The sequence below is a fragment of the Paenarthrobacter sp. TA1.8 genome (genome assembly GCF_048595705.1).
In the GTDB taxonomy this organism is placed as follows: domain Bacteria; phylum Actinomycetota; class Actinomycetes; order Actinomycetales; family Micrococcaceae; genus Arthrobacter; species Arthrobacter nitroguajacolicus.
The window spans coordinates 2,268,822-2,290,543 of sequence record NZ_CP184287.1 but is presented as its reverse complement, the minus strand read 5'-3'; the positions used below and the strand labels follow the sequence as shown (position 1 = coordinate 2,290,543).

Here is a 21,722-nt window from a genome sequence, read left to right as displayed (position 1 = left end):
TTCCGGGTTATTCCTCCGGTGGCTGGTCCGCCTGCGCTCGGGCTGGTTCTCCCCCTCTGGTGTTGGTCTTCCTGGTGATCAGCCAGGTGATGAACCACAGCACCACGCCGATGGCCATGAGGCCGCCAGCCACTTGGTACTGGACGGGGTTCCTGCCCACCCATGGACCAGCGAGGAAGGCACACAGTACGGCTGCTACCAACGGCAGTTGTCCCGGGGAAGTGAAGAACACCTTCCGGTGGGGGTCCCGCTTTCGACGGAGAACGACGCAGGCGACGTTTACCAGCGTGAACACGCACAGCAGGAGGAACGCCGTGGTCCCGGAAAGATTGGCCACGATGTTGCTTGAGGGGTCGATGCTGACGTACCAAATCAGCCCCATGGCAAGGACGGTAGAGAACGCGATGCCAGCCCATGGCGAACGACGACCCGGCAATACTCTTCCCAAGGAGCGGGGCAAAACGTGCTGGCGTGCCATGCCATAAATCAGCCGGCTGGCCATCAACATGTTGATCAACGCAGTGTTGGCCACTGCGAACACTGCGAGGAAGGGAAAGATCTTGTCGATGGGGAAATCCGGTGATCCCTTGTGCACCACTTCCAGGAGCGCCGCACCTTCAGCTTCCCTGATCTCCCCCAGCTCTGCCGGGGTCAGCACACTCACCACGGACACAGCCACCAGCATGTAGAGGATCACTGCGATGCCGAGGCCAGTCAACATGGTGCGGGGGAAAATCCGCTCGGGATTCCTGGTTTCCTCAACCATGTTCACGGAGTCCTCGAAGCCCACCATGGCAAAAAATGCAATGGACGTAGCTGCCGTGACCGCAAGGAACAGCCCCTTGTCCTGATAGTCGGTAAAAACGAAGATCTCCTGGACATTGCCGGTTCCCTGGGCCATCACGAAGAAGCCAACCCCGATCACCACGCACAGTGCAAGCACCTCAACGGCGGTGAGTATGACGTTGAACTTAACGCTTTCCCCCACGCCGCGCAGGTTGATCACCGCAAGCAGGAGCATGAAGCCCAATGCCACGGCCGTGATCACACCACGGTCCGGCACATCCATCCAGCCGTTGACCTCCAAGCCGCCAAAAAAGTTCTGGGCAAGGACATTGGCGGATGTCGACGCGCTGGTGATGCCGGAGCAAACAACAGCGAACGCCACGAGGAACGTGACGAAATGGATCCCGAAGGCCTTATGCGTATAAAGCGCGGCGCCTGCTGCCTGAGGGTATTGCGTCACAAGCTCAAGGTAGGAAAACGCGGTGAGGGTGGCGACGACAAAGGCGAGCAGGAAGGGCAACCAGACGATGCCACCAACGGTCCCTGCCATGGTCCCGGTAACCGCATAGACCCCGGCCCCAAGAATGTCGCCGACAATAAAGAGCAGGAGAAGTTTGGGGCCCAGCACGCGTTTTAGCTCTGGTTCCTCACCTGCAGGCGTTGCTTCCAAGGCGTTGTCTGACGTGGTGCTCATGGTCCACCCCCGGCCCGTACACGGCCCCCCGGACCATGTAAGTGATCTGATTTATCTCACTTTGATCCTGCGGTTAGGGTTTGGCAACACTGATCCGGTGAAAAGGCAGAACCGCTCTTCCAAACCCGGCCTGTTTCCCTATGTCCGGATACTCGAACCGTAGTATTCGGCCAGCCTGGCCAGTCCTTCATCAATCGAGACAGCAGGTGCCCAGTCGAGGAGGTCACGGGTCACTCGCTGGTCGAACCAATGCGCGGTGGAGAGCTGTTCGGCGAGGAACCTGGTCATCGGCGGTTCCTCTTTGCGCCCCGCCCAGGTCCAGAGTTTTTCCACTACTGCTCCGACTGCCCGTGCCGCACCGCCCGGCACAGACCACGACGGCGGGGCCACGCCACCCGCTGAGCAGATGCCGGCCAGCAGCTCGCCGATGGGCCGGGGCTCACCATTGCTCACCACCACGGCCTTGCCGTGGACGTGCTCCATCCGGCGCAGCGCAGCAACGATGGCGGACGCGGCGTTGTCCACATAAGTCGTATCGATCAGGGCAGCGCCGGCGTCGAGCAATGGCAGACGACTGCGACTGGCGCGAGCCAGGACGCGTTCCACCAACTGGGTGTCGCCGGGGCCCCACACAATGTGGGGCCGCACTGCTGCCACCCGGAATTCCGGTCGATCCGCCGCGAGGGCCAGCAATTCTGCCGCGGCCTTGGTACGGGCATAGTCGCCCCGCGCATGACGTGGGTCAGCCTGCTCCGCCCCCAATCCCACGATGGCGGCGCCGGAGTGGGCCACCGACGGAGACGAAACATATACGACGTCCCGCACCCCCGCCGTCCGGGCCTCATGAAGCAACCGGCGGGTTCCCTCCACATTCACTGCCTCAAACTCGGCCGTGCGCCCTGTGATGGACACTTTGGCGGCGAGGTGGATGATCCCTTCCGCCCCGGCGACTGCGTTGCGGAGAGCCGCAACATCGTCAATGGAACCGCAGAAGTCCTCCGCACCGTCCACGCCCGACGGGCGGCGCTGAAAGGTTGCGACGGCATGGCCTTGGCGAAGCAATTGCCGTGCAACTTCCCCTCCCAGGAGCCCGCTGGAACCGGTGACCAGAACCCTCATGGCTTCCCCGGACGTCCGCCAGCCAGCACTCGTGAAGCCCAGCGGGCCAGGCGGGTCCTGTCGATCTTGGCATTGTGCCGGATGTCGGTGGGCTGCGCGGGGACCACCAGCACGGCACTGACATCGACCCCGGCTTCGGAGGCCGCGCGTCGGACACGCCCCGCGAGTTGCGGCCCGGCGGGGCCGGCTTTGGGAACGGGAGGCGCGGTCTCCACCACCGCAACCACCGCTTGGGTTCCCGACGGTCCAACCCCGGCGATGGCAGCCACCCGTACGCCGTCCAGGCGTTCGATGGATTGTTCTGCCCCGACTGGCGTCACCACAGTCCCTGGTGCCGTCACAACATGGGCAAGGCGTCCCTCCACCCACAGTCGGCCAGCGGCGTCGAAGTGTCCCACGTCGCCCGTGCGGTGCCATCCGGTAACGCCGGCACTCTCCCGTTGGGTCAGCCAGAGCCTGTCATAGGCCTCCTTGACGTGCGGCGCGCTGACCAGGATTTCGCCGGTGACCCCCGCCTCTGTCACAAGGTTCGATCCGGTTGCGGTTCCATCCGCCGCCAACGGAACAACAGCCAGATCGGCTCCGTGTACCGGCTTCCCCACGCAAACCCCGTTCCCGGCTCCGATCACGGTCCCGGCAGCCGCGTCGGCTTCCGCCGCTTGAATTTCTTCCAGGCTGATGTCCGTGACCGGAAGCGCCTCCGTCATCCCGTAGGGAGTATGCAGGGACGCTTGGGGCATCAACTGCTGCACCTGTGCCAGGAGCCGCTCAGGGACGGGCGCGCCTGCGGACAGGAGCAGCTCAATGTTTTGAAGAGCAATGCGCCCTGTCCCGCTCAGGTCATCCCGGGTAGTAATGACATTACGCAACGCTGCGGGCGAGGCGAAGACCACGGTAGCGTCGATGGCGGCGACAGCGTCTGCCAGTGCCCGGGCAGTCAAGGTGCGGGGCGCAGTAACGTCCATGGCCGGGGTCACCGAAACTGCTCCGAGCGCCGGACCCAGTAAAGCAAAGGGGGCGAAGCCCGCTACAAGGCGGGCACCGGCACGGATTCCAAAAGTCGCGGCAACCGTATCCCGCATCGCGGCCAGCTGCCCGTGGGTGTACAGCACGCCCTTAGCGGGGCCAGTGGAGCCGGAGGTGAACAGGACAGCGGCGGGGGCAGCCGGGTCCACACTCGTCCTTGGCACCTCACCGCCGCGCCCGGCGTCGCCTGTTGCTCCACGCCGCCCCAAGGCCGCGAGCGAGGTCTCAACCCCCAGGATTCGACGGCGGGTGGCGGGGAGGTCCTGCACGCTGATGCGCCGCCCCGGCCAGCCGAGCACCGAGGCTGCCGCAAGTGCCTTGTCGATGCCAATGAGGAAGTCGGCAGTGGCACCCTTCACGGCGCGGCTCATGCCTTTGGTTCCCAGTCCGGCGTCGGCCACCACTACTACCGCGCCCAATTTCAGGCAGGCGTAGAGTGCCACGGTGAGCTCAGTGCCGGGCGGGACCATCAGGCTCACCCGGCTACCGCCCCCTACACCGACTTCCCGCAGGCCATCGGCCAAATCGCGGATGTTCCGGTCCAGCTGTTGCCAACTGAGCGCCCGACTCACGCTGCCGTCGGGCGACATTTCGGCCACAGCGATGCCGTGCTTTCCCGGACCAGCAGCCAGCTCGCGCAGCGAGTCCCACAGTGGACGGAACGCTGGATCCTTCTCTCCGGACACATCCTTGACCGGCTCTCCGCCGACAGTAGCAACGGCCACTTGGGAATCGTCGCCACTGATGACGGCACCATGTACAGCAAGCCAGTCAAAAACAGGCGTGGCAATGTCCCGGTCCTCCGGCAAGAGGTGTCCTGCTCCTTCGAAGCGATGGACGTCTGCGTGCGGAAGCCGGCCGATGAGATCTTTGAGGTACCGATCGGAAAATATCGGATCCTTGGGGCCCCAGAGCATCAGGACCGGCGCCTTCAGCCCGCGCAGGCCTTCCGCTACACGGGTCAGCGCAGAAAAGCTGGGATGGTCCGCATCCGCGGGGATATCCGCAACAAAATTCCCCACCCCTGCCCGGCGTCCGGCTCCGCGGTAGGGGGCCATGAAAGCCCTTCCTACGTCGGCCGGCAGCTGCGGGGTTGCCAGCGAGTGCGTCACGCGCAGGAAGGCGTCCGACGTCGTGGTGCCCCACCGGTGCACGGCGGGGTGCAAGGCGAGCCGCAGTGCCGACGGGATGGGCGAATCCGAAGGCTGATGGACGGCAGTATTAGTCAGCACCACACCCCTGACGAGCTGAGGGTGCTCCAGCGCCCAGCCTGTGCTGATCACGCCACCCCAGTCGTGGCCCACCGTCACAACCGGCCCCTCCAGGCCCAACGCATCTGTGAGATCACCCAGGTCATTGATCCTGTCAGCCAGGCGACGGAATGTTCCGGTGCGCTCTGAATAGCCCATGTCCAGCTGGTCCACAGCTACGACCCGCCACGGATGCGCGGCGTCTCCACCAGCGCTCAACAGCGTCCGCCATAAATAAGACCAAGTGGGGTTGCCATGCACGCACAGCAAAGTCCCGAGCGGAGTCAGGCCACGGCGTGCGAGCTGGGCACCGTTATCCAGCACATGCCAGCGGCGAACAGAGCCCGGCGCGTCCACCTCCGACGTGGAAACTACACGGATTGTCCGCGACCATTCCGGGTCCACACCGGGCCAGTTGGTGGCTACCAAACGATTTCCACCATTCCGGCATTCAGTCCCGAGCCCACGCCCATGCACAGGACCCGGTCACCCGAGGTCAATGACTGCGCCTGGGCGGCGAGCGTCATGGGGAGCGATGCTGGCCCCACATTGCCCCAGTGCGGGAACGTAATGGGAACCTTGTCCGGGTCCAAGTCGATGGCATTGATGATCGCCTGGGTGTAGGCGTTACTGACCTGGTGAGTGACGTAGCGGTCCATGCTGGCCCAGTCCCATTCAGGCTGGGCTTCATGCCAAGCGTCCACCACAAGCTGCAGGCCGCCGTCGAGCAAGCCCTTGGTATCGGTGGACATGCCATCGATACCGCCAACGCACAATTCGTGGTGTTCCGTGCCGGCACGCATCACGCCGCCCACAAGCCGGTGTGCTCCCGGGTGCTCGTCCACCGGGCCCAGGACGGCCGCGGCGGCCCCGGACCCAAGGGTCAACGTGGCAAACTCCCGGTTGAAGTCTTCGCGCGTGGTCTCAGGCCTCTGGAGTCGCGCCAGCGTAGCCTCTTGGGTGCCCTGCGCGTCCTCTCCGTTGACGATGACCGCATACCGGATCTGGCCCGAGTCGATCATGTTGGCCGCCAGGATCAAGCCGTTCACGAATCCGAGGCAGGCGTTGGCCAAGTCAAAGTTCATGGCCGACGACGGCAGGCCGAGTTCGTGGTGGATTTTGACCGCCACGGACGGCTCAAGGTTGCGCCTGGTAACCGAGGTGTTGATCAGCAAGCCGATTTCCGAGGCTTCGACGCCGGCTTCAGCCAAGGCTTTTGCGCCCGCCTCCACCGCAGCGTCATCGAACGATGTCCCTGCCGCCCACCAGCGGCGGTGCGTGATGCCGGCAACGCGCTCGAGCAATCGCGGTGGAAACTTCAGCCGCTGCAGGGTCGAAGCCAATCTCCGGTCGAAATCCGTGGAGCTCACTATCCTCGGAGCCTCGACGCTGCTCACCGAGAGCAGCGCGGTGTTGCTGTGCCGGAAGGTCGCATTCCCTGCCAAGTTAAGCCCCTGTTCGTTTCTGTCCTGCCTTCATGCGGTGACTGTACCCATAAAGTGCAACCCCAAGACGTTAACTATGCCGGTGTGAACCGGTTCCTGCATATTTGGCGCATGTCGGACCGACCCAAGACCAGGCGGGATGACCGGGGGCTAGCCTTCCCGAGCCTTTCGCGTTGCGGCGTCGTTGGCCTTCTGCAGTGGTTCCACCAGCTCTTTCTTGTCCATTTTCGAGCGACCCTTGATATTCAATTCCCGCGCCCGCCGGTAGAGGTGCTCTTTGGAAGCATTGGCATCCACACCCCCGGCCGTGGGCTTGGCTGAATCCACGCCCTCCTCGGCGTGGGCATCGGAAGGTCCGCGTTCCTCTTTGGGCTCCCAGTGGTCGCCCACCTTTTCGTAACTGTGCTTCAGAGCCGCAAAAGCCGTGCGGGCAGCCCGACTCGGATCATTGTCATAGGACTCCATGGCCGAATCGTAGGTCTTGGCGAAAGTGTCTTGGGCCTTCTGGTCCGAGCGCTGCAAGGTGGACGGCAACTCACCCTTGCGGGCGTGATCGTTTCTTCCGGTCTTCGGCATGGCACTCATCCTCCCGACGTCTTGTGCTCTGACATAAACCATTTGACCATCGAAAGTTCACTGCTACCATCGAGGGAGAAAGTATGTCCTATCAAGCGAACAAATGGCTACATACCTTGAGCATCCGCCAGGAGGCAAGAGGTTGCGCCTGAAACCCGGGGTATTCCAGTGGTTACAAAACTTGGTCTTAACATCGACCGTTCTTCTCCTGTGCCTCTCTACCACCAAGTTGTACAGGGTATCGAGGCCGCCATCCACAGCGGAGTATTGGAACCCGGCAGTCGCCTTGAGAACGAAATCGACCTCGCAGCCCAGCTCAACCTGTCCAGGCCAACCATGCGTAAGGCCATGGACGAGTTGGTCCGCTCCGGTCTCCTGGTTCGCAAACGCGGGGTAGGTACCCAAGTGGTATCCAGCCAGGTCCGTCGACCCTTGGAACTTTCCAGCCTTTTTGACGATCTCACCAATAATGGCAAGAAGCCCACAACTACAGTGCTCAGCTTTTCCCACGAGGAAGCCGACGCCGCCACCCTCGCTGCGCTTGAGCTGCCCGCTGGCTCCAAGGTCTACCACTTCACGCGTCTTCGTAAAGTTGGGGGCAAACCACTGGCCCTGATGGAGAACTGGGTGCGGGATGACATCGCCACCATGGACGAAGCCATGCTTGCGGCAGAGGGACTCTACTCAATCCTGCGCCGTGGCGGCGTCAACTTCCGTCTGGCCACGCAACGTATCGGCGCCATGATCGCCAATGACTACCAGGCACCACTCCTTGAGACCGAAGTCAATTCCGCCTTGGTCACCATGGAACGCACGGCTGTGGACGACACCGGCCGGCATGTGGAAACCGGCCACCACGTCTACCGCGCCGATTCCTACAGCTTTGAAATGACACTCGTACAGCGCTGATTCGGCCAAAACAACTAGCAGCTAATACAAAGGACTCCCCTTCCATGACGAATTGGGTTTACCCCTTGGGTTCCGCCGCCGACGGCGTGTGGGACATCTCGCTCGGCACTTCTGATTCCACCATTGCCATTGATGGCTGGGAACACACGGGCCTCAAGGTCGCCACCATTCCAGCGGGCGCCGCCGTCGAGCTTCCTGCTGTTGGTGAGGAACGCATTGTGGTGCCCCTCAGCGGCGCCTTCACCGTAACCGTCGACGGCGTCGATCATGCCCTTGAGGGCCGGGCCTCCGTGTTCCACGGACCCAGCGACATCCTGTACTCCGGTACCGGAAAGTCCGTCAGCATCAGCTCGGACGACGGCGGGCGTGTTGCCATCGCAACCGCCCCTGCGCAGACCGCCTACCCGACCCGCCTCGTCACTGCTGCCGAGACGCCCGTGGAACTCCGGGGCGCCGGTAACTGTTCGCGGCAGGTACACAACTTCGGTACCCCGGCAGCACTGGAGGCCGACCGCTTTATCGTGTGCGAGGTCATTACTCCCGCCGGGAACTGGTCCTCCTATCCCCCACACAAGCACGATGAGGAAAAGGACGGCGAAACCCACCTTGAAGAGATCTATTACTTCGAGACACAGGTAGCCGTCGGCTCAGGTGCACCGGCAGACGCCGACGCAATCGGCTACCAACGGGTCTACGCCTCGGACGAGCGTCCCATCGACGTTTCCGCCGAAGTCAGGACCGGCGACGTCGTCCTGGTCCCCTATGGTTGGCACGGCCCCGCCATGGCAGCACCAGGCTACGACATGTACTACCTGAACGTCATGGCGGGCCCTGGGCCCGTTCGCGAATGGTTGATCAGCGACGACCCCCACCATGGTTGGGTACGGCAGAGCTGGGAAGGCCAGGACATCGACGCCCGGCTGCCGTTCGGCGCCTAGCTCACGACACGAAAGTGCCCCTTCTTCGAATTCAACAGATTCGAAGAAGGGGCACTTTGGGCAGAAGCGTCAGTTGGATACTTTGAGAGCAACCCTCACAGGCGTACCGGTTGCCAGCGATTCCTGGGCCGCATCTGCCACACGGGAGGCTGCCACTGCGTCTTCCGGGGTGCAGGGATTTTCGCGCTCCCCCATCACCAACTCCACAAAGGCAACCATCTCGGAGCGGTACGCCTGGTCGAAACGCTCGGCGAAAGTCTGATGCGGTTCCCCTCCAGGGAAAGTGACCTCAGCCTCAGCCGACGTCAATGCGGCCTTCTCATCCAAGCCCACCATGACCGAACTGTTGGAGCCCTGTATCTCCAACCGCACATCGTGGCCGGCCCCGTTGTAGCGGCTGGCAGAAACCGTGCCCACCGTGCCGTCGTCGAAAGTGATGAGGGCCAAAGCCGTATCCACGTCACCCACGTTGCCGATGGCCGGGTCTCCATTGTTGGAACCCTTGGCATAAACCTCCACGATTTCGCGGCCCGTCAGCCACCGAAGGATGTCGAAGTCATGGACTGAGCAGTCCCGGAACAGTCCCCCGGATGTCGCCAGGAACTCGACCGGGGGTGGCATCATATCGCAGGTAACTGCGCGCAGGGAATGGATCCACCCCAACTCACCGGCCTGATACGCGCGCTTGGCCTCCAAATAGCCAGCATCGAAACGTCGCTGGTGGCCGATTTGCACCACGCCGTTGTTCTCGCTGATGTAGTCCACCACAGGCAGCGCATCGGAGACGTTCATGGCCACGGGCTTTTCGCAGAACACAGGAACGCCGGCATCCACTCCGGCGCGGATCAATTCCGGATGGGTTGCCGTTCCCGTGGCAATCACCAAGCCATCCACACCGGAGTCGAGCAGCTCCGACACCGAAGTCGCAAACTCTGCACCCAATCCAGCAGCGACGGAACGTGCATGCTCCGTAGCTACGTCGGTCAGCTTCAGGCGGATATTGACGCCCCTGCGACCCAGCGTTTCCTTGAGGGCGACGATGTTGTTGGCGTGCATGACGCCGATGCGTCCTACGCCAACCAAGCCAAGAATGACATCACTCATGATTTTCCTTTGAAGGTAGAAGGGTGACTGGTACCGGGAACACCACGCCCAGCTGGCGTCGAATCTCATCGGCGACTTCCAGGGTGCGGATGGAGGCCGCCAGCATCCGTTCGCTGGATTGCGTGCTGCCGGCGGCAATGGCCCTGGCCACGGCCGCGGCCTCATAGTGAAGGCCTTCGAAGTGTCCGCCTGCTGGTTCATCGTGGCGTAGTCGGGAACTGTCGGGAAACCTGATCTCGAATGCGCCGGGCATGTTGAAGGGACCGTCGATTACCAAGGTGGCCTTTGAACCAACAATGGTGGCTGCGGTGGGCGTGAAGTTATGGACGTGGGTGTTCACGACAGCCTGTGCACCGCCGTCGAACTGCATGACGGCGGACAGTTGCGCATTAACCCCGGACTCGTGGGGCTGGCCGACTGCCCGCAGATAGCGCGGACTGCCTAACACCTCTGTAACCAGCGCCAGGGGGTACGTGCCGAGATCAAGCAGCGGACCACCGGCCAGATCCGGATTAAAGATTCGATGCGAAGGATCAAAGTGCTCACCGTACTCCGCCACCACCGTGGTGATGGTGCCCAGCGTTCCGGCATGGAGTATCTGCCGGATCACATCGAATTTCGGCAGGAAGAAGGTCCACATTGCCTCCGCGGCAAAGACACCTGCAGCCTCCGCCCGCGCAGCGATGTCCCGTGCCTGATCTGCGTCGAGTCCAATCGGCTTTTCGACCAAGACGTGTTTGCCGGCGTCGATGGCCATGACCGCGGCCGCGTGGTGGCCGGTATGCGGCGTACACACGTAGACGATGTCTACGTCCGGGGCTGCCGCCAGTTCCTCATAACTGCCATAGGCGGCGGGAATGTCGAACGCCGCCGCAAACGCCTTGGACCGGTTCAGGGAACGGGAGCCGACGGCGGCGATCACCTGCCCGGTGTGTGCCTGGATGGATTCGGTGAACCGTTCGGCGATCCATCCGGGGCCCATGATGCCCCAGCGCAGACTCGGAGCATCGCGGGATTCCGGTACACGGGAGTGCGGGAGCCTCGTTGGCGTCACGAGTAGCTGACTTTCGTAGACGTCCCCTCGCTATGCAGCGACTGGATCATCGCTTGTGCAACGAGGGAGGCGTTGAGTCCGTCCTGTGCACCGGCAAGGGGGGTCGGCTCTCCGCCGGCGAGTGCAGAAATCCAGGCCTGCAACTGAAGCCGGTACGCGTCAGCGAAGCGGGGGCGCCAGTCGGCAGGGATCAGCCCCTGCCTTGCGCCGTCCTGTTCGACGCCCAGCAGGGACGATTCCTGAAGGGAAGTGGTACCCAGTTCTGAGACCACCTCGCAGCGCGTGGTGTAGCCGTACTGGGCGTTGAGGTACAGCTCCAGCGTAGTGAGTGTCCCGTCTGCGGTGCGCAACGTAATGAACGCCGGATCCTGCAGTCCGGTTTCGGCATGTCGAGTGCTTTTGCCGGCCTGCCATGACACTTCCGTAATAGGAGAACCCAGTAGCCAGGGAACAATGTCCAGTTCGTGGATGGCTGAGTTGGTGATGGCCGATTCCGCCGTTGTTCCTGGCGCTGCTGAGCCGTTCCTGCTGACGCAGTGAACCAGCAGGGGTTCGCCCTGCCTTCTCCCGCGCACGGATTCCCGCAGAGCCTCATAACCCGGATCGAAGCGTCGCATGAAGCCAAGCGAGAGCAGCGAAGCGCCCGTTGCGGCCACGATGTCGGCGTCAGCCGCAACTACTTCCAGGCTTTCAAGAAGTGTTGGTGCCAGCGGCTTTTCGCAGAGCACAGGGGTCATTGCTTCGAAGCATTCAAGGACCAGGCCGGCGTGCGTGGAATCGTGCGAGGCAACGACGACGGCGTCCACCTCGCTGGCATTGATCAGCTCCGATGGGTCTGAGGTAATACGCGCGGTGGGCGGTGCCGCCGCGGCGGCACGGTCGACGTCGAGGTCTGCCACAAAGGTGACTTCGGCGCCGCCGATGGTGGTGGAAAGGTTCCTGATGTGGTCCGCGCCCATGATTCCGGCGCCAATCACACCTACCCGGATCGACATGGTGTTCCCTTCTTTTCCTAAGTGTGTGCGTATTGTGCGCACAGTGTGGCGGGGTGTTCCGGGTAGACCGGAAGCACCCCGCCGATGCTGCTACTGGGCCTGCTGTTACTGAGCCTGTGCTGCTGCTACGCGTGCTTCGGAGCGCCGGCGTTCACGCTGTCCGTCACGTCCGCAACTTCCGCTTTGACCTCTTTCACCACGTCGCCGTGGCCACCCAGCTGCTCCAATTCATGTGCGAGTTCAGCCAGTTCAGCGCCACCGGCCATCTGGGCAGTGAGTTCGTCCAGGGTGATGTCCTTCTTGTCGTAGTAGCCAATGGATTTGCCGCGCTTGAGCAGCAGGAAACGGTCCCCGACCGGGAAGGCGTGGTGCGGATTGTGGGTGATAAAGATGACGCCCAGACCGCGGTCGCGGGCCTGGAGGATATAGCGCAGGACCACGCCTGACTGCTTCACACCCAACGCAGCCGTCGGTTCGTCCAGAATCAGGACCTTCGCACCGAAGTACACGGCGCGGGCAATCGCGACACACTGGCGTTCACCACCGGAGAGCTGACCAATGGGTTGCTCCACATCGCGCAGGTCGATGCCCATCTCGGCCAATTCCTTGAGCGTGATGGCCTTCATCTGTTCGACGTCCATGTACTTGAACGGTCCGAAGCCCTTGGTGAGCTCTGATCCGAGGAAGAAGTTCCGCCAGATCGGCATCAGCGGTACCACTGCAAGGTCCTGGTACACCGTGGCAATGCCGGCGTCCAGGGCATCTCGGGGGGATCCGAACTTCCGTTCCTCACCCATGATGTTCAGGACGCCTTCGTCGTGCTGATGGAGGCCGGCGATGATCTTGATCAGCGTTGACTTACCCGCGCCGTTATCTCCCAGAACACAGGTAACACGGCCGTTGTCCACGGCCATCGTGACGTCGCGCAGGGCGATGATGTTGCCGTAGTGCTTGCCGACCCCTTCCAAGGAGAGGAGATGGACGGGCGTGTGGGTGAGGGGATCGCGCTCATTCTGGAGCAACGTTTCCTGGTCGATCGCTTTGGCATTCATTTCCCGGGCCCCTTACTTGAGTTCCGCGCGTCGCTTGACGATGAGGTTGACGATGGTGGCGAGCAACAGCATCAAGCCCAGGAAGAACTTGAACCAGTCCGGGTTCCACTGCGCGTAGACGATTCCCTTGTTAGCCATGCCAAAGATGAAGGCACCAATAGCGCCACCCACGGCCGAACCATAGCCGCCGGTGAGGAGGCAGCCACCAATGACGGCCGCAATGATGTAGAGGAACTCGTTGCCCACACCTTCGCCGGACTGCACGGCATCGAAGGCAAAGAGGTTGTGCATGCCCAGGATCCAACCGCAGAAACCAACCGCCATGAAGAGACCGATCTTGGTCTTGGTTACAGGGACACCAACTGCGCGGGCGGCATTGGCGTCACCGCCCACGGCGAAGATCCAGTTGCCAACGCGGGTGCGCAGCAAGACCCAGGAGGCAACTGCCACCAAAGCGATCCAGATGAAAACGGTGATCTTCACTTCCACTCCGCCAATAGATACCGCTGAGGCGAAGACGGCCCTGGCTGAGTCGAAACCATCCATGTTGGAGATCGACGGCGAGGATACGGATCCGCCGATAAGCCGGGTAAGCCCGAGGTTCAGGCCGGTCAGCATCAAGAAGGTGGCCAGGGTGACGATGAAGCTGGGGAGTTTGGTCTTTACGAGAATCCAGCCGTTGACCAGGCCAATACCCAGCGATACAACCAGCGCCAGCGTGACACCTACCCAAACGTTGGTCGTGAAGTACCAGCTGAACAGCGATGCTGTCAGCGCTGAACTAATGACGGCGACACCGGTGGAAAGGTCGAACTCCCCGCCGATCATCAAAAGTGAGACGCCTACAGCCATGATGCCGATGGTGGAGCTTCCATAAAGTACGGTGGCGAAAGCGTTCGGCTGAATGAACGTTTGGGACACCGAAGCGAAAAAGATGAAGAGAACGATGGCGCCAACCAAAGCGCCAACCTCGGGCCGGCCGAGCAACTTTTGAAGGGGGTTCCGTTGGCCGACACGTTCATCTGTGACAGGGGATGGTTTTGCCAAGGTCTGGGTCATGATGGTCTCCTTTGGTGCCTGGTCCGGCGTCTCCGCCTTATCAGGCACACGGGTTTTAGCGGATACCCTGCTGGGCGAATGTAAGGGCGTTGGCCGCTCCGGCCTTGTCCACAATGGTGGGTCCGGTCAATACAGGAAGTCCGCCGCCAATCTTGAAGCCGCCCCGCTTTGCCTGCCACAGGGCGTCCACTGCTCCGTAACCCTGTAGCCAAGGCTGCTGGTCAACGGTGAAGAGTACGTTGCCGTCGGCGATCTTTTGCGCCAGCTCGGCATTCATGTCGAACGATGCCACCTTGGCCTGGCTCCCCGCAGTTTCAACAGCCTTCAGTATGGTGAGGGTGAAGGGCGCCCCGAGACCGATGATCACATCAGCATCCGGAGTGGCCTGCAGTTTAGCCGTAACGGTGGACGACACTTGGGTCATGTCCGTGCCGGTTACATAGAGGATTTCAGTGGCCGGAACCTTATCCTTGACGCCTGCGCACCGGGCTTCAAGGCCAACGTGACCTTGCTCCTGGATCACGCAGATTGGGTGTTTGAGACCTTCAGCAGAAATTTTGTCACCAGCGGCAGCCCCTGCAAGTTTCTCGTTGGATCCGAAGTGTGTGAAAGCCCCAAGCTGCGCGGAGACGGACTCTCCAGCGTTCAGGCTGACCACTGGAATCCCGGCATCGGATGCCTTCTTCAGCGCATCCTTCAACGCGTCCGGCTTGGCAAGCGTCACCGCAATCCCATCGACTTTCTGGTCCACAGCCTGTTGAATCAGCTGTGCCTGACGACCACCTTCGGGGTCAGACGTATAGAGAAGCTCCACGTTGTCCTTGGCCGCTGCTTCCTCGGCTCCCTTGCGGACAATGTCCCAGAAAGTGTCACCGGGAGCTGCGTGCGTGATCAGTGCGACCTTGATTCTGTCGGTGCCGGCTACTTGCCCTGCTGCCGCTCCCCCACCGGTATCAGCCGGTTTACCGCCTTGGCTCGAACAGGCGCTCAGTGCCACCAGGGGAACCACTGCCGCGACGACCGCCGCTTTGCGCCATGAGAATTTTGCCACCGTTATCTCCTTTGATTTCAGCTCTGGGTGTCCGGAGACTCGTGTCCGGAGCATCCGCTACTTAGATCATGGTGACTGCCCTCACACTTTGTCAAGACTTTGTCCTGACATTAGGATGTTTTTACGTAACGAGCTTGTGTGGCGGACCCTTGGACATGTCCGCAGCGCCTGCGATTGCGAACAGATAATGCCCCCAAGACCACGTCTTGGGGGCATTATCTGTTCACAAAGACCGACTATTTTATCCGGGCGACGTAGTCCACCATCGTCTTGAGCTGGTAGCGGGAAACATCTTCCGCGTTCTCATCCTCAGCGAAAACCGACGAGACCATCACGGTGTTTTCCTTGTCCAGGAAGCCGATCTCCTTCAGGCCGCCAAAGAACTCGTCCCAGTTCACGTCGCCGTCGCCGATCTTGAGGTGCTGGTGAACGCGGACGGCATTGCCGGGCGGGTTGGTGATGTAGCGGAGGCCGTGGGAGGCATGGTGGTTCATGGTGTCCGAGACGTGCACCAAGCGGAGCTTGTCCCCCGCTGCCCGCATGATCTCCAACGGCTTGTTGCCCATGTGGAAACTGTGCGAAGCGACGTAGACCATCCCGATGTTCGGGGAGTTAACGCCCCTGATGACACGGAGAGCGGCCAGGCCGTCCTCCACGAAGTCGTCCGGGTGCGGATCAATGAGGACGTCCAGACCTTCGCGTTCGATGATCGGGAGCAACTCCTCCATGGAACGGTAAAACGCACGTTCAGACTCCTCTGCTTTCTCCGGACGGCCGCTGAACTCGGTGTTCATGGTCTGGACACCGAGGTCTACCGTGATCTGGATGGCGCGCTTCCAGTACCGGACTGCGGCTTCGCGGGCGTCCTCGTCCGGACCTGACCACCGCAGGACCGGCAGGACCGAGGCGATTTCGACGCCGGTGTCCTTGCAGGCTGCCTTCAGCTTTCCTACGAGTTCGTCATCGGCCTTTGGGTGGTTATAGAACGGGATGAGATCCGCGTGCGGGGTCATCTGAAGGTATTGGTAGCCGAGATCGGCTGCCACGCGCGGGAACTCCAGCAGGGTGTGGCTGTGGTGGAACGGTGTGGGATCCAGTGCAATCTTCATGGTGAATGTCCCCTACTTATACAGGTCCGGCTTGGTGTTCAGCTGAACTTTGACCTTTTCGCCCGACTTCTGGGCTTCGACGCCGGCCTCGCAGCAGGCTGCGGTAGCGTAGCCGTCCCAGGCGGTTGGTCCGCCGATTTCGCCGCGAAGTGCGGCGTCTACCCAAGCCTGCACCTCGACGTCGTACGCAGCTCCGAAACGCTCTTCAAAACCTGGGGTGACGTTACCGCCCCACTTGCCCGCGGACTGGATGTACGGGCCGTTGTCGCCGCCGATACTCACAATGCCCTCTTCAAAGGACGCTTGCGTGGCCACCTGATAACCGAATTTGGCGTTGACGTAGATTTCGACGTCGGCCAGCACACCTGACTCGGTTTCCAGCAGCACATGCTGCGGGTCATGCTGGCCGTTCGGCGCGCTACGCGTGGGCTTGCCCAAGCGGACCTGCACGGAGGTGATTTCTTCACCCGTGAAGTAGCGGATCGCGTCGAACTCGTGGACTACGGAGTCGTTGATCAGCATCTCGTTGGTGAATCCCTCGGGCGTGCTCGGGTTGCGGTGCTGGTGGTGCAGCATCAACAGCTCCCCCAATTCGCTGTTGCGGATGATCGCACCCAAAGCCGAGTACTCGGCGTCGAAACGGCGCATGAAACCCACCTGGATGCGCTTGTGACCCAAAGCCTGCTCGGCCTGGACAACTTTCCAGGCGCTATCAGCGTCCGGGGTCAGCGGCTTCTCACACAAGATCGGGAAGTCTTTCTCCAACGCCTTATAAAGGATTTCCTCGTGGAGGAAACCAGGCGTGGCAATCAGGACGGCGTTGACGTCACCGTTGTTGAGCGCCTCTTCGGCACTGGCCAACGCCACGGCGCCGTCGATCCCTTCAATGGCGGCTTGCGCACGGGCAAGGTCGACGTCGACGACGGCGGCTACTTCAGCGCCGTGGATGCGGGTACTGAGGCGCTTGATGTGGTCCGCACCCATGCGGCCTGCGCCGATGACGGCAACGCGGAGAATCTTGGTCACTGTATCTGTCCTTCGTGAAATTTTGGTTTGCTACTGAACGGCGCTACCAGTGGATGGCGCTACTAGTGGATGGCGCTACTGAACGGCGTTATTGGACCCTGGTGCGTGATCCGCAGGAAAGCAGGTAGTTCCGGGTCCTCTTGGCGATTGGCATCGGCACATCGAACGCTACCGGGTACATATCCTGCTCCACGATGCCGAAGATGGGCCGGTTGAGGCCTTCCACGGCTTCGATGACAGCGCGCAGGTCCGGGAGGCCGTTCGGCGGCTCGGTCATGACGCCGGCGAGGTTGGCGGCTGCCCAGGTCATGTTCTTGTCGTTCACCTCGGCGAGGACCTCGGGGTTGATCTGCTTGAGGTGCAGGTAACCGATACGGTCCGGGTAGTTCTTGATGAGCTCCAGGCTCGATGCGCCGCAGTACTCGGCGTGCCCCGTGTCCAGGCACAGGTTCAAGTACTGCGGATCGGTGGCCGCCAAGAGCGTTTCGATGTCCTTTTGGGCACCGACGTGCGAGTCAGCATGCGAGTGGAACTGCTGGTGCAACCCAAAGTCTTCCAGCAGGACCTTGCCCATGCGGTTATGGCCAGCGAACAGGTCTGCCCATTGCTCGTCCGAGAGTTCACCGTTCTCAACGGCTTCACCTGTGACGTCGTCGCGCCACATGGCGGGGATGACCACAATATGTTCTCCGCCCATGGCTGCCGTCAGTTCGGCAACCTTTCGGGCTGGTTCCCATGCTTCGTCGTATTGCTTGGCACCACGGTGGAAGGCCGTGAAGACCGTACCTGCGGTGACCTGGAGGTCGCGCTGCTTCAGTTCCTCAGCCAAGCGGGTGGGGTCGTTCGGCAGGTAGCCGTACGGACCCAGTTCGATCCACTTGTAGCCGGACTCCGCAACCTCATCAAGGAACCGTTCCCACGGAGTCTGCTGGGGATCATCAGGGAACCAGACGCCCCAGGAATCAGGGGCGGTGCCGATGATCAGCTTGTTCTCAACATCAGTCATGACGGCGTTGTCTTCCTTTGTGGCGATGCGGATTAGTTGGAAGGGAAGTTGTAGGAGGCGCCGGAGGCGTGGGTGGGTTCGGGCCAGCGGGAAGTGATGACTTTACCGCGCGTGTAGAAGGAGACGCCTTCGGGTCCGTAGATGTGCTTGTCGCCGAAGAGCGAGTTCTTCCAACCGCCGAAGGAGTGGTAGGCCACCGGGACGGGCAGGGGCACGTTGATGCCCACCATGCCGACGGTCACGGAGCGTTGGAACTTCCGGGCTGCGGCGCCGGACGAGGTGAAGATCGCGGTGCCGTTGCCGTAGGGGTTGGAGTTGATCAGCGCGATGCCTTCCTCGAGGTCGGCGACGCGGACCACTACCAGGACGGGTCCGAAGATTTCCTCGGTGTAGGCGGTCATTTCGGTCTTGACGTGGTCAATCACTGTTGGGCCGACCCAGAAGCCGTCTTCGTGGCCGGGGACCACCAGGTCGCGGCCGTCCACCACCATGGCCGCGCCGGCGGTTTCGGCTTCGGTGACGATCTTGACGATCCGTTCCTTGGAGGCCGGGGTGATGACGGGACCCATTTCCGCGTCGGGCTCGGTGCCGTTCTTGACCTTCACGGCCAGGGCGCGTTCTTCGACCTTCTTCACGATCAGGTCAGCAGCGTCACCAACGGCGACGGCGACGGAGATCGCCATGCAGCGTTCCCCGGCGGAACCGAAAGCGGCGGCCGCGAGGTGGTCTGCGGCGTTGTCCAGGTCGGCGTCGGGCATCACGATTGCGTGGTTTTTTGCCCCGCCCAGGGCCTGGACGCGCTTGCCGTGCTTGGTGGCGGTTTCGTGGACGTACTGCGCGATCGGCGTGGAGCCCACAAAGGAGATGCCGTCCACGTCCGGGTGGGTCAGCAGCCCATCAACGGTTTCCTTGCCGCCGTGCAGGACCTGGAACACGCCATCGGGAAGGCCGGCCTGCTTCCACAGTTTCGCGAGCAGCATCGAGGCGGACGGGTCACGCTCGGAGGGCTTAAGGATGAACGCGTTGCCGGTGGCGATGGCCATGGGCGCCATCCACAGCGGCACCATGACCGGGAAGTTGAACGGGGTAATACCTGCCACGACGCCCAGGGGCTCGCGGAAGGAGAAAACATCGATGCCGGTGGACACTTGGTCCGAGTAGTCGCCCTTGAGCAGCTGCGGGATGCCACAAGCGAACTCGATGACCTCCAGGCCGCGGCCGATCTCACCCTTCGCGTCGGAGAGGACCTTGCCGTGCTCGGCGGTGATCAGCTCAGCGAGGTCGTCCACGTGCGCTGCAACGAGTTCACGGAACTTGAACAGCACTGCGGTTCGCTTGGCCAGGGAAATGTCACCCCACGAATCCGCCGCCTTGCGGGCCGCGGCAACGGTGGCGTTCAGATCGGCCTCGTTGGCCAGCCGCAGTTCGGCGGACACCTGCCCGGTGGCGGGGTTATATACGGGCTGGGTGCGGTCGCCTTCGCCTGTGGTTTCAGCGCCGTTGATGAAATGGTGAATGGTGGTCAGTGTGGTCGTCGTCGACATGTGCGGACTTCCTTCTAGTCTTTGGTGTTTCTAGCCGAGCAGCTTGCGCTGGCGGTTCTTGTGGTCGGTGTACGTCTTGTAGGCCTGCCGGGTGGATTCGAGCTCGGAAACCTGCGAGACCGGAACGTCCCACCAGGACTCGGAGCTCGGGGCATCCAGCAAAGGATCAGACTCAACGTGGATCACGATCGGGCCCGTTTCCGGGGCCGCCTTTGCTTCCTTGATCGCGGCGCCCAGGGCTTCAATCACGTGCTCCCCCGGTTCGATCCGGATAACCCTCGCGCCCAGGGACTCTGCGTTGGTGGCCAGATCGATGGGCAGGTTCTCACCGGCGTCGAAGCTGTGCTGTTCCTTGTCCAGGACCCGGTACTGCGTACCGAACCGCTGCGAACCAAGAGACTCTGACAGCGACCCGATCGAGGCATAGCCATGGTTCTGGATGAGGACCACAATCAGCTTGATGCGTTCGGCGACGGCGGTGACCAGTTCGGTGTGCATCATCAGGTAGGAGCCGTCCCCCACCATGACAACCACATCCCGGTCCGGGCCGCCGGCTGCGGCTTCGGCCAGCGCTGCGCGCTTCACGCCCAAACCGCCGGGGATCTCGTAACCCATGCAGGAGTACGCGTACTCCACGTGGTAACCGAAGGGGTCCCGGACCCGCCACATCTTGTGCAGGTCACCGGGCAGCGAACCCGCCGCGCAGATGACCACGTCCTGGTCATCCATGGCCTTGTTGGTGGCGCCGATGATCTCGTTCTGCGCAGGCAACGGCGTGTAACGGGTTTCGAAGGCCTCGTCCACAATTCCGTTCCAGCGCTTCTTCTCGGCTGCGACCTTGTCTTCAAGATCACCACCAACCCGGTAACCGCCCAATGCCTGGTTGAGCTTCACCAGTGCCTTGCGCGCGTCAGCAACGATCGGCAGCGTGGTGCCGTGCTTGTACGCATCGATCGGCGCGACGTTGATGTTCACGAACTTCACGTCCGGGTTCTGGAACGCTGTCCGGGACGCGGTAGTGAAGTCCTCGTAACGGGTGCCGATCCCGATGATGAGATCCGCTTCGGCTGCGATGGCGTTGGCCGCCGTCGTGCCCGTGGAACCAATGGCACCGAGGGAGAACTTGTGGTCCCACGGCAGGACGCCAACACCGGCCTGGGTGTTGCCCACCGGGATGCCGGTCAGCTGAGCAAATTTGGCGAGTTCCTCGTTGGCGTACGCGTAGAGGACGCCGCCACCTGCGATGATCAGCGGACGCTTCGCGGCGCGGATGGCCTCGGCGGCGCGGCGGATGTCGTCGTCCTCTGCCTCGGGCCGGCGGATCCGCCACTCCCGCTCGGCCAGGTACTCTTCCGGAACATCGAAAGCCTCCGCCTGCACATCCTGCGGCAGCGAAATAGTCACGGCGCCGGTCTCGGCCGGGTCCGTGAGAACGCGCAATCCGTGGTGGAATGCAGAGAACATCTGCTCCGGGCGGGACACCCGGTCGAAGAATCTGGACAACGGACGAAACGCGTCGTTGACCGTGATGTCGTACGCGTACGGGAGCTCCAACTGCTGCAACACCGGGTCAGCCGCACGGGTCGCGAAGGTGTCGCTCGGGAGCAGCAATACCGGTAAGCGATTGGTTGTAGCCAAGGCAGCACCTGTCAGCAGGTTCGAGGAACCCGGACCAATGGAGGTGCTGATCGCAAACGTCTGGCGACGACGCGTATGCCGGGCATAACCCACAGCCTGATGCACCTGGGCCTGCTCATTGCGGCCCTGGTAATACGGCATGATCGTGGGGTCCGCTGCCTGATACTGCTTCAGCGCCTGACCCACACCTGCCACGTTCCCGTGCCCGAAAATACCGAACGTCCCCGGAATCAACCGCTCGCGATACTCCACACCATCGATCGAATCCACGGTGTACTGCTTGGAAAGGAACTCGACCACAGCCTGCGCCACGGTCATCCGACGGGTTGCTGTACCCATTA

At 62.0% G+C, this 21,722-nt stretch carries 18 protein-coding genes; 2 read left to right on the top strand and 16 right to left on the bottom strand.

What is annotated here, in order from left to right:
• Window positions 1-7: 7 nt before the first annotated feature.
• From ACNAOT_RS10560 to ACNAOT_RS10540, 5 genes are all read right to left on the bottom strand, one after another.
• Window positions 8-1,480: an APC family permease gene (locus ACNAOT_RS10560; RefSeq protein ID WP_420181001.1), complete on the bottom strand. Its 1,473-nt coding sequence runs from the start codon at window positions 1,478-1,480 to the stop codon at window positions 8-10.
• A 138-nt stretch (window positions 1,481-1,618) separates the two neighbouring features.
• Entirely contained in the window at window positions 1,619-2,599 is a 981-nt protein-coding gene (locus ACNAOT_RS10555) for an NAD-dependent epimerase/dehydratase family protein (protein ID WP_420181000.1), read from the bottom strand.
• Window positions 2,596-5,304, bottom strand: a complete 2,709-nt coding sequence (locus tag ACNAOT_RS10550; protein ID WP_420180999.1) for an alpha/beta fold hydrolase — start codon at window positions 5,302-5,304, stop codon at window positions 2,596-2,598. Before ACNAOT_RS10550 ends, ACNAOT_RS10555 begins: the two co-directional genes overlap by 4 nt.
• Complete coding sequence (locus ACNAOT_RS10545) at window positions 5,298-6,320, bottom strand: 3-oxoacyl-ACP synthase III (RefSeq protein ID WP_091467199.1); 1,023 nt, start codon at window positions 6,318-6,320, stop codon at window positions 5,298-5,300. Before ACNAOT_RS10545 ends, ACNAOT_RS10550 begins: the two co-directional genes overlap by 7 nt.
• Window positions 6,321-6,470: 150 nt before the next feature.
• Window positions 6,471-6,896: a ChaB family protein gene (locus tag ACNAOT_RS10540; protein ID WP_420180998.1), complete on the bottom strand. Its 426-nt coding sequence runs from the start codon at window positions 6,894-6,896 to the stop codon at window positions 6,471-6,473.
• Window positions 6,897-7,064: 168 nt separating this feature from the next.
• On the opposite strand from ACNAOT_RS10540, the gene ACNAOT_RS10535 reads away from it, so the two are divergent.
• Window positions 7,065-7,805 (top strand): GntR family transcriptional regulator, encoded by a 741-nt coding sequence (locus ACNAOT_RS10535; RefSeq protein ID WP_017199821.1) that lies wholly within the window; start codon window positions 7,065-7,067, stop codon window positions 7,803-7,805.
• A gap of 44 nt (window positions 7,806-7,849) precedes the next feature.
• The gene (gene iolB / locus ACNAOT_RS10530) at window positions 7,850-8,743 is read left to right on the top strand and encodes a 5-deoxy-glucuronate isomerase (protein ID WP_420180997.1); all 894 of its coding nucleotides are present in this window, start codon (window positions 7,850-7,852) and stop codon (window positions 8,741-8,743) included.
• 69 nt (window positions 8,744-8,812) lie between these two features.
• Here the strand turns inward: iolB and ACNAOT_RS10525 are convergent, their stop codons facing one another.
• The 11 genes from ACNAOT_RS10525 to iolD form a co-directional block, all read right to left on the bottom strand.
• Window positions 8,813-9,847, bottom strand: coding sequence for a Gfo/Idh/MocA family oxidoreductase (locus ACNAOT_RS10525; protein WP_420180996.1), 1,035 nt, complete (start codon window positions 9,845-9,847; stop codon window positions 8,813-8,815).
• On the bottom strand, window positions 9,840-10,901 hold the full coding sequence (locus ACNAOT_RS10520; RefSeq protein WP_420180995.1) for a Gfo/Idh/MocA family protein: 1,062 nt from the start codon (window positions 10,899-10,901) through the stop codon (window positions 9,840-9,842). Before ACNAOT_RS10520 ends, ACNAOT_RS10525 begins: the two co-directional genes overlap by 8 nt.
• The gene (locus tag ACNAOT_RS10515) at window positions 10,898-11,896 is read right to left on the bottom strand and encodes a Gfo/Idh/MocA family oxidoreductase (protein WP_420180994.1); all 999 of its coding nucleotides are present in this window, start codon (window positions 11,894-11,896) and stop codon (window positions 10,898-10,900) included. Before ACNAOT_RS10515 ends, ACNAOT_RS10520 begins: the two co-directional genes overlap by 4 nt.
• A gap of 125 nt (window positions 11,897-12,021) precedes the next feature.
• Window positions 12,022-12,948: an ATP-binding cassette domain-containing protein gene (locus ACNAOT_RS10510; protein ID WP_091467187.1), complete on the bottom strand. Its 927-nt coding sequence runs from the start codon at window positions 12,946-12,948 to the stop codon at window positions 12,022-12,024.
• 12 nt (window positions 12,949-12,960) lie between these two features.
• A complete protein-coding gene (locus ACNAOT_RS10505; RefSeq protein WP_420180993.1) occupies window positions 12,961-14,007 on the bottom strand; it encodes an ABC transporter permease in 1,047 nt (348 codons plus the stop codon).
• Between the two features lie 55 nt (window positions 14,008-14,062).
• Entirely contained in the window at window positions 14,063-15,058 is a 996-nt protein-coding gene (locus ACNAOT_RS10500; RefSeq protein WP_420180992.1) for a substrate-binding domain-containing protein, read from the bottom strand.
• A 236-nt stretch (window positions 15,059-15,294) separates the two neighbouring features.
• Window positions 15,295-16,167, bottom strand: coding sequence for a sugar phosphate isomerase/epimerase family protein (locus tag ACNAOT_RS10495; protein WP_420180991.1), 873 nt, complete (start codon window positions 16,165-16,167; stop codon window positions 15,295-15,297).
• A 12-nt stretch (window positions 16,168-16,179) separates the two neighbouring features.
• Window positions 16,180-17,193 (bottom strand): Gfo/Idh/MocA family protein, encoded by a 1,014-nt coding sequence (locus ACNAOT_RS10490; RefSeq protein WP_091467175.1) that lies wholly within the window; start codon window positions 17,191-17,193, stop codon window positions 16,180-16,182.
• A gap of 88 nt (window positions 17,194-17,281) precedes the next feature.
• Entirely contained in the window at window positions 17,282-18,199 is a 918-nt protein-coding gene (locus tag ACNAOT_RS10485; RefSeq protein ID WP_420180990.1) for a sugar phosphate isomerase/epimerase family protein, read from the bottom strand.
• A gap of 32 nt (window positions 18,200-18,231) precedes the next feature.
• Entirely contained in the window at window positions 18,232-19,743 is a 1,512-nt protein-coding gene (locus tag ACNAOT_RS10480) for a CoA-acylating methylmalonate-semialdehyde dehydrogenase (RefSeq protein WP_091467171.1), read from the bottom strand.
• Window positions 19,744-19,773: 30 nt separating this feature from the next.
• Window positions 19,774-21,720, bottom strand: a complete 1,947-nt coding sequence (gene iolD, locus ACNAOT_RS10475; protein WP_420180989.1) for a 3D-(3,5/4)-trihydroxycyclohexane-1,2-dione acylhydrolase (decyclizing) — start codon at window positions 21,718-21,720, stop codon at window positions 19,774-19,776.
• Window positions 21,721-21,722 lie beyond the last annotated feature (2 nt).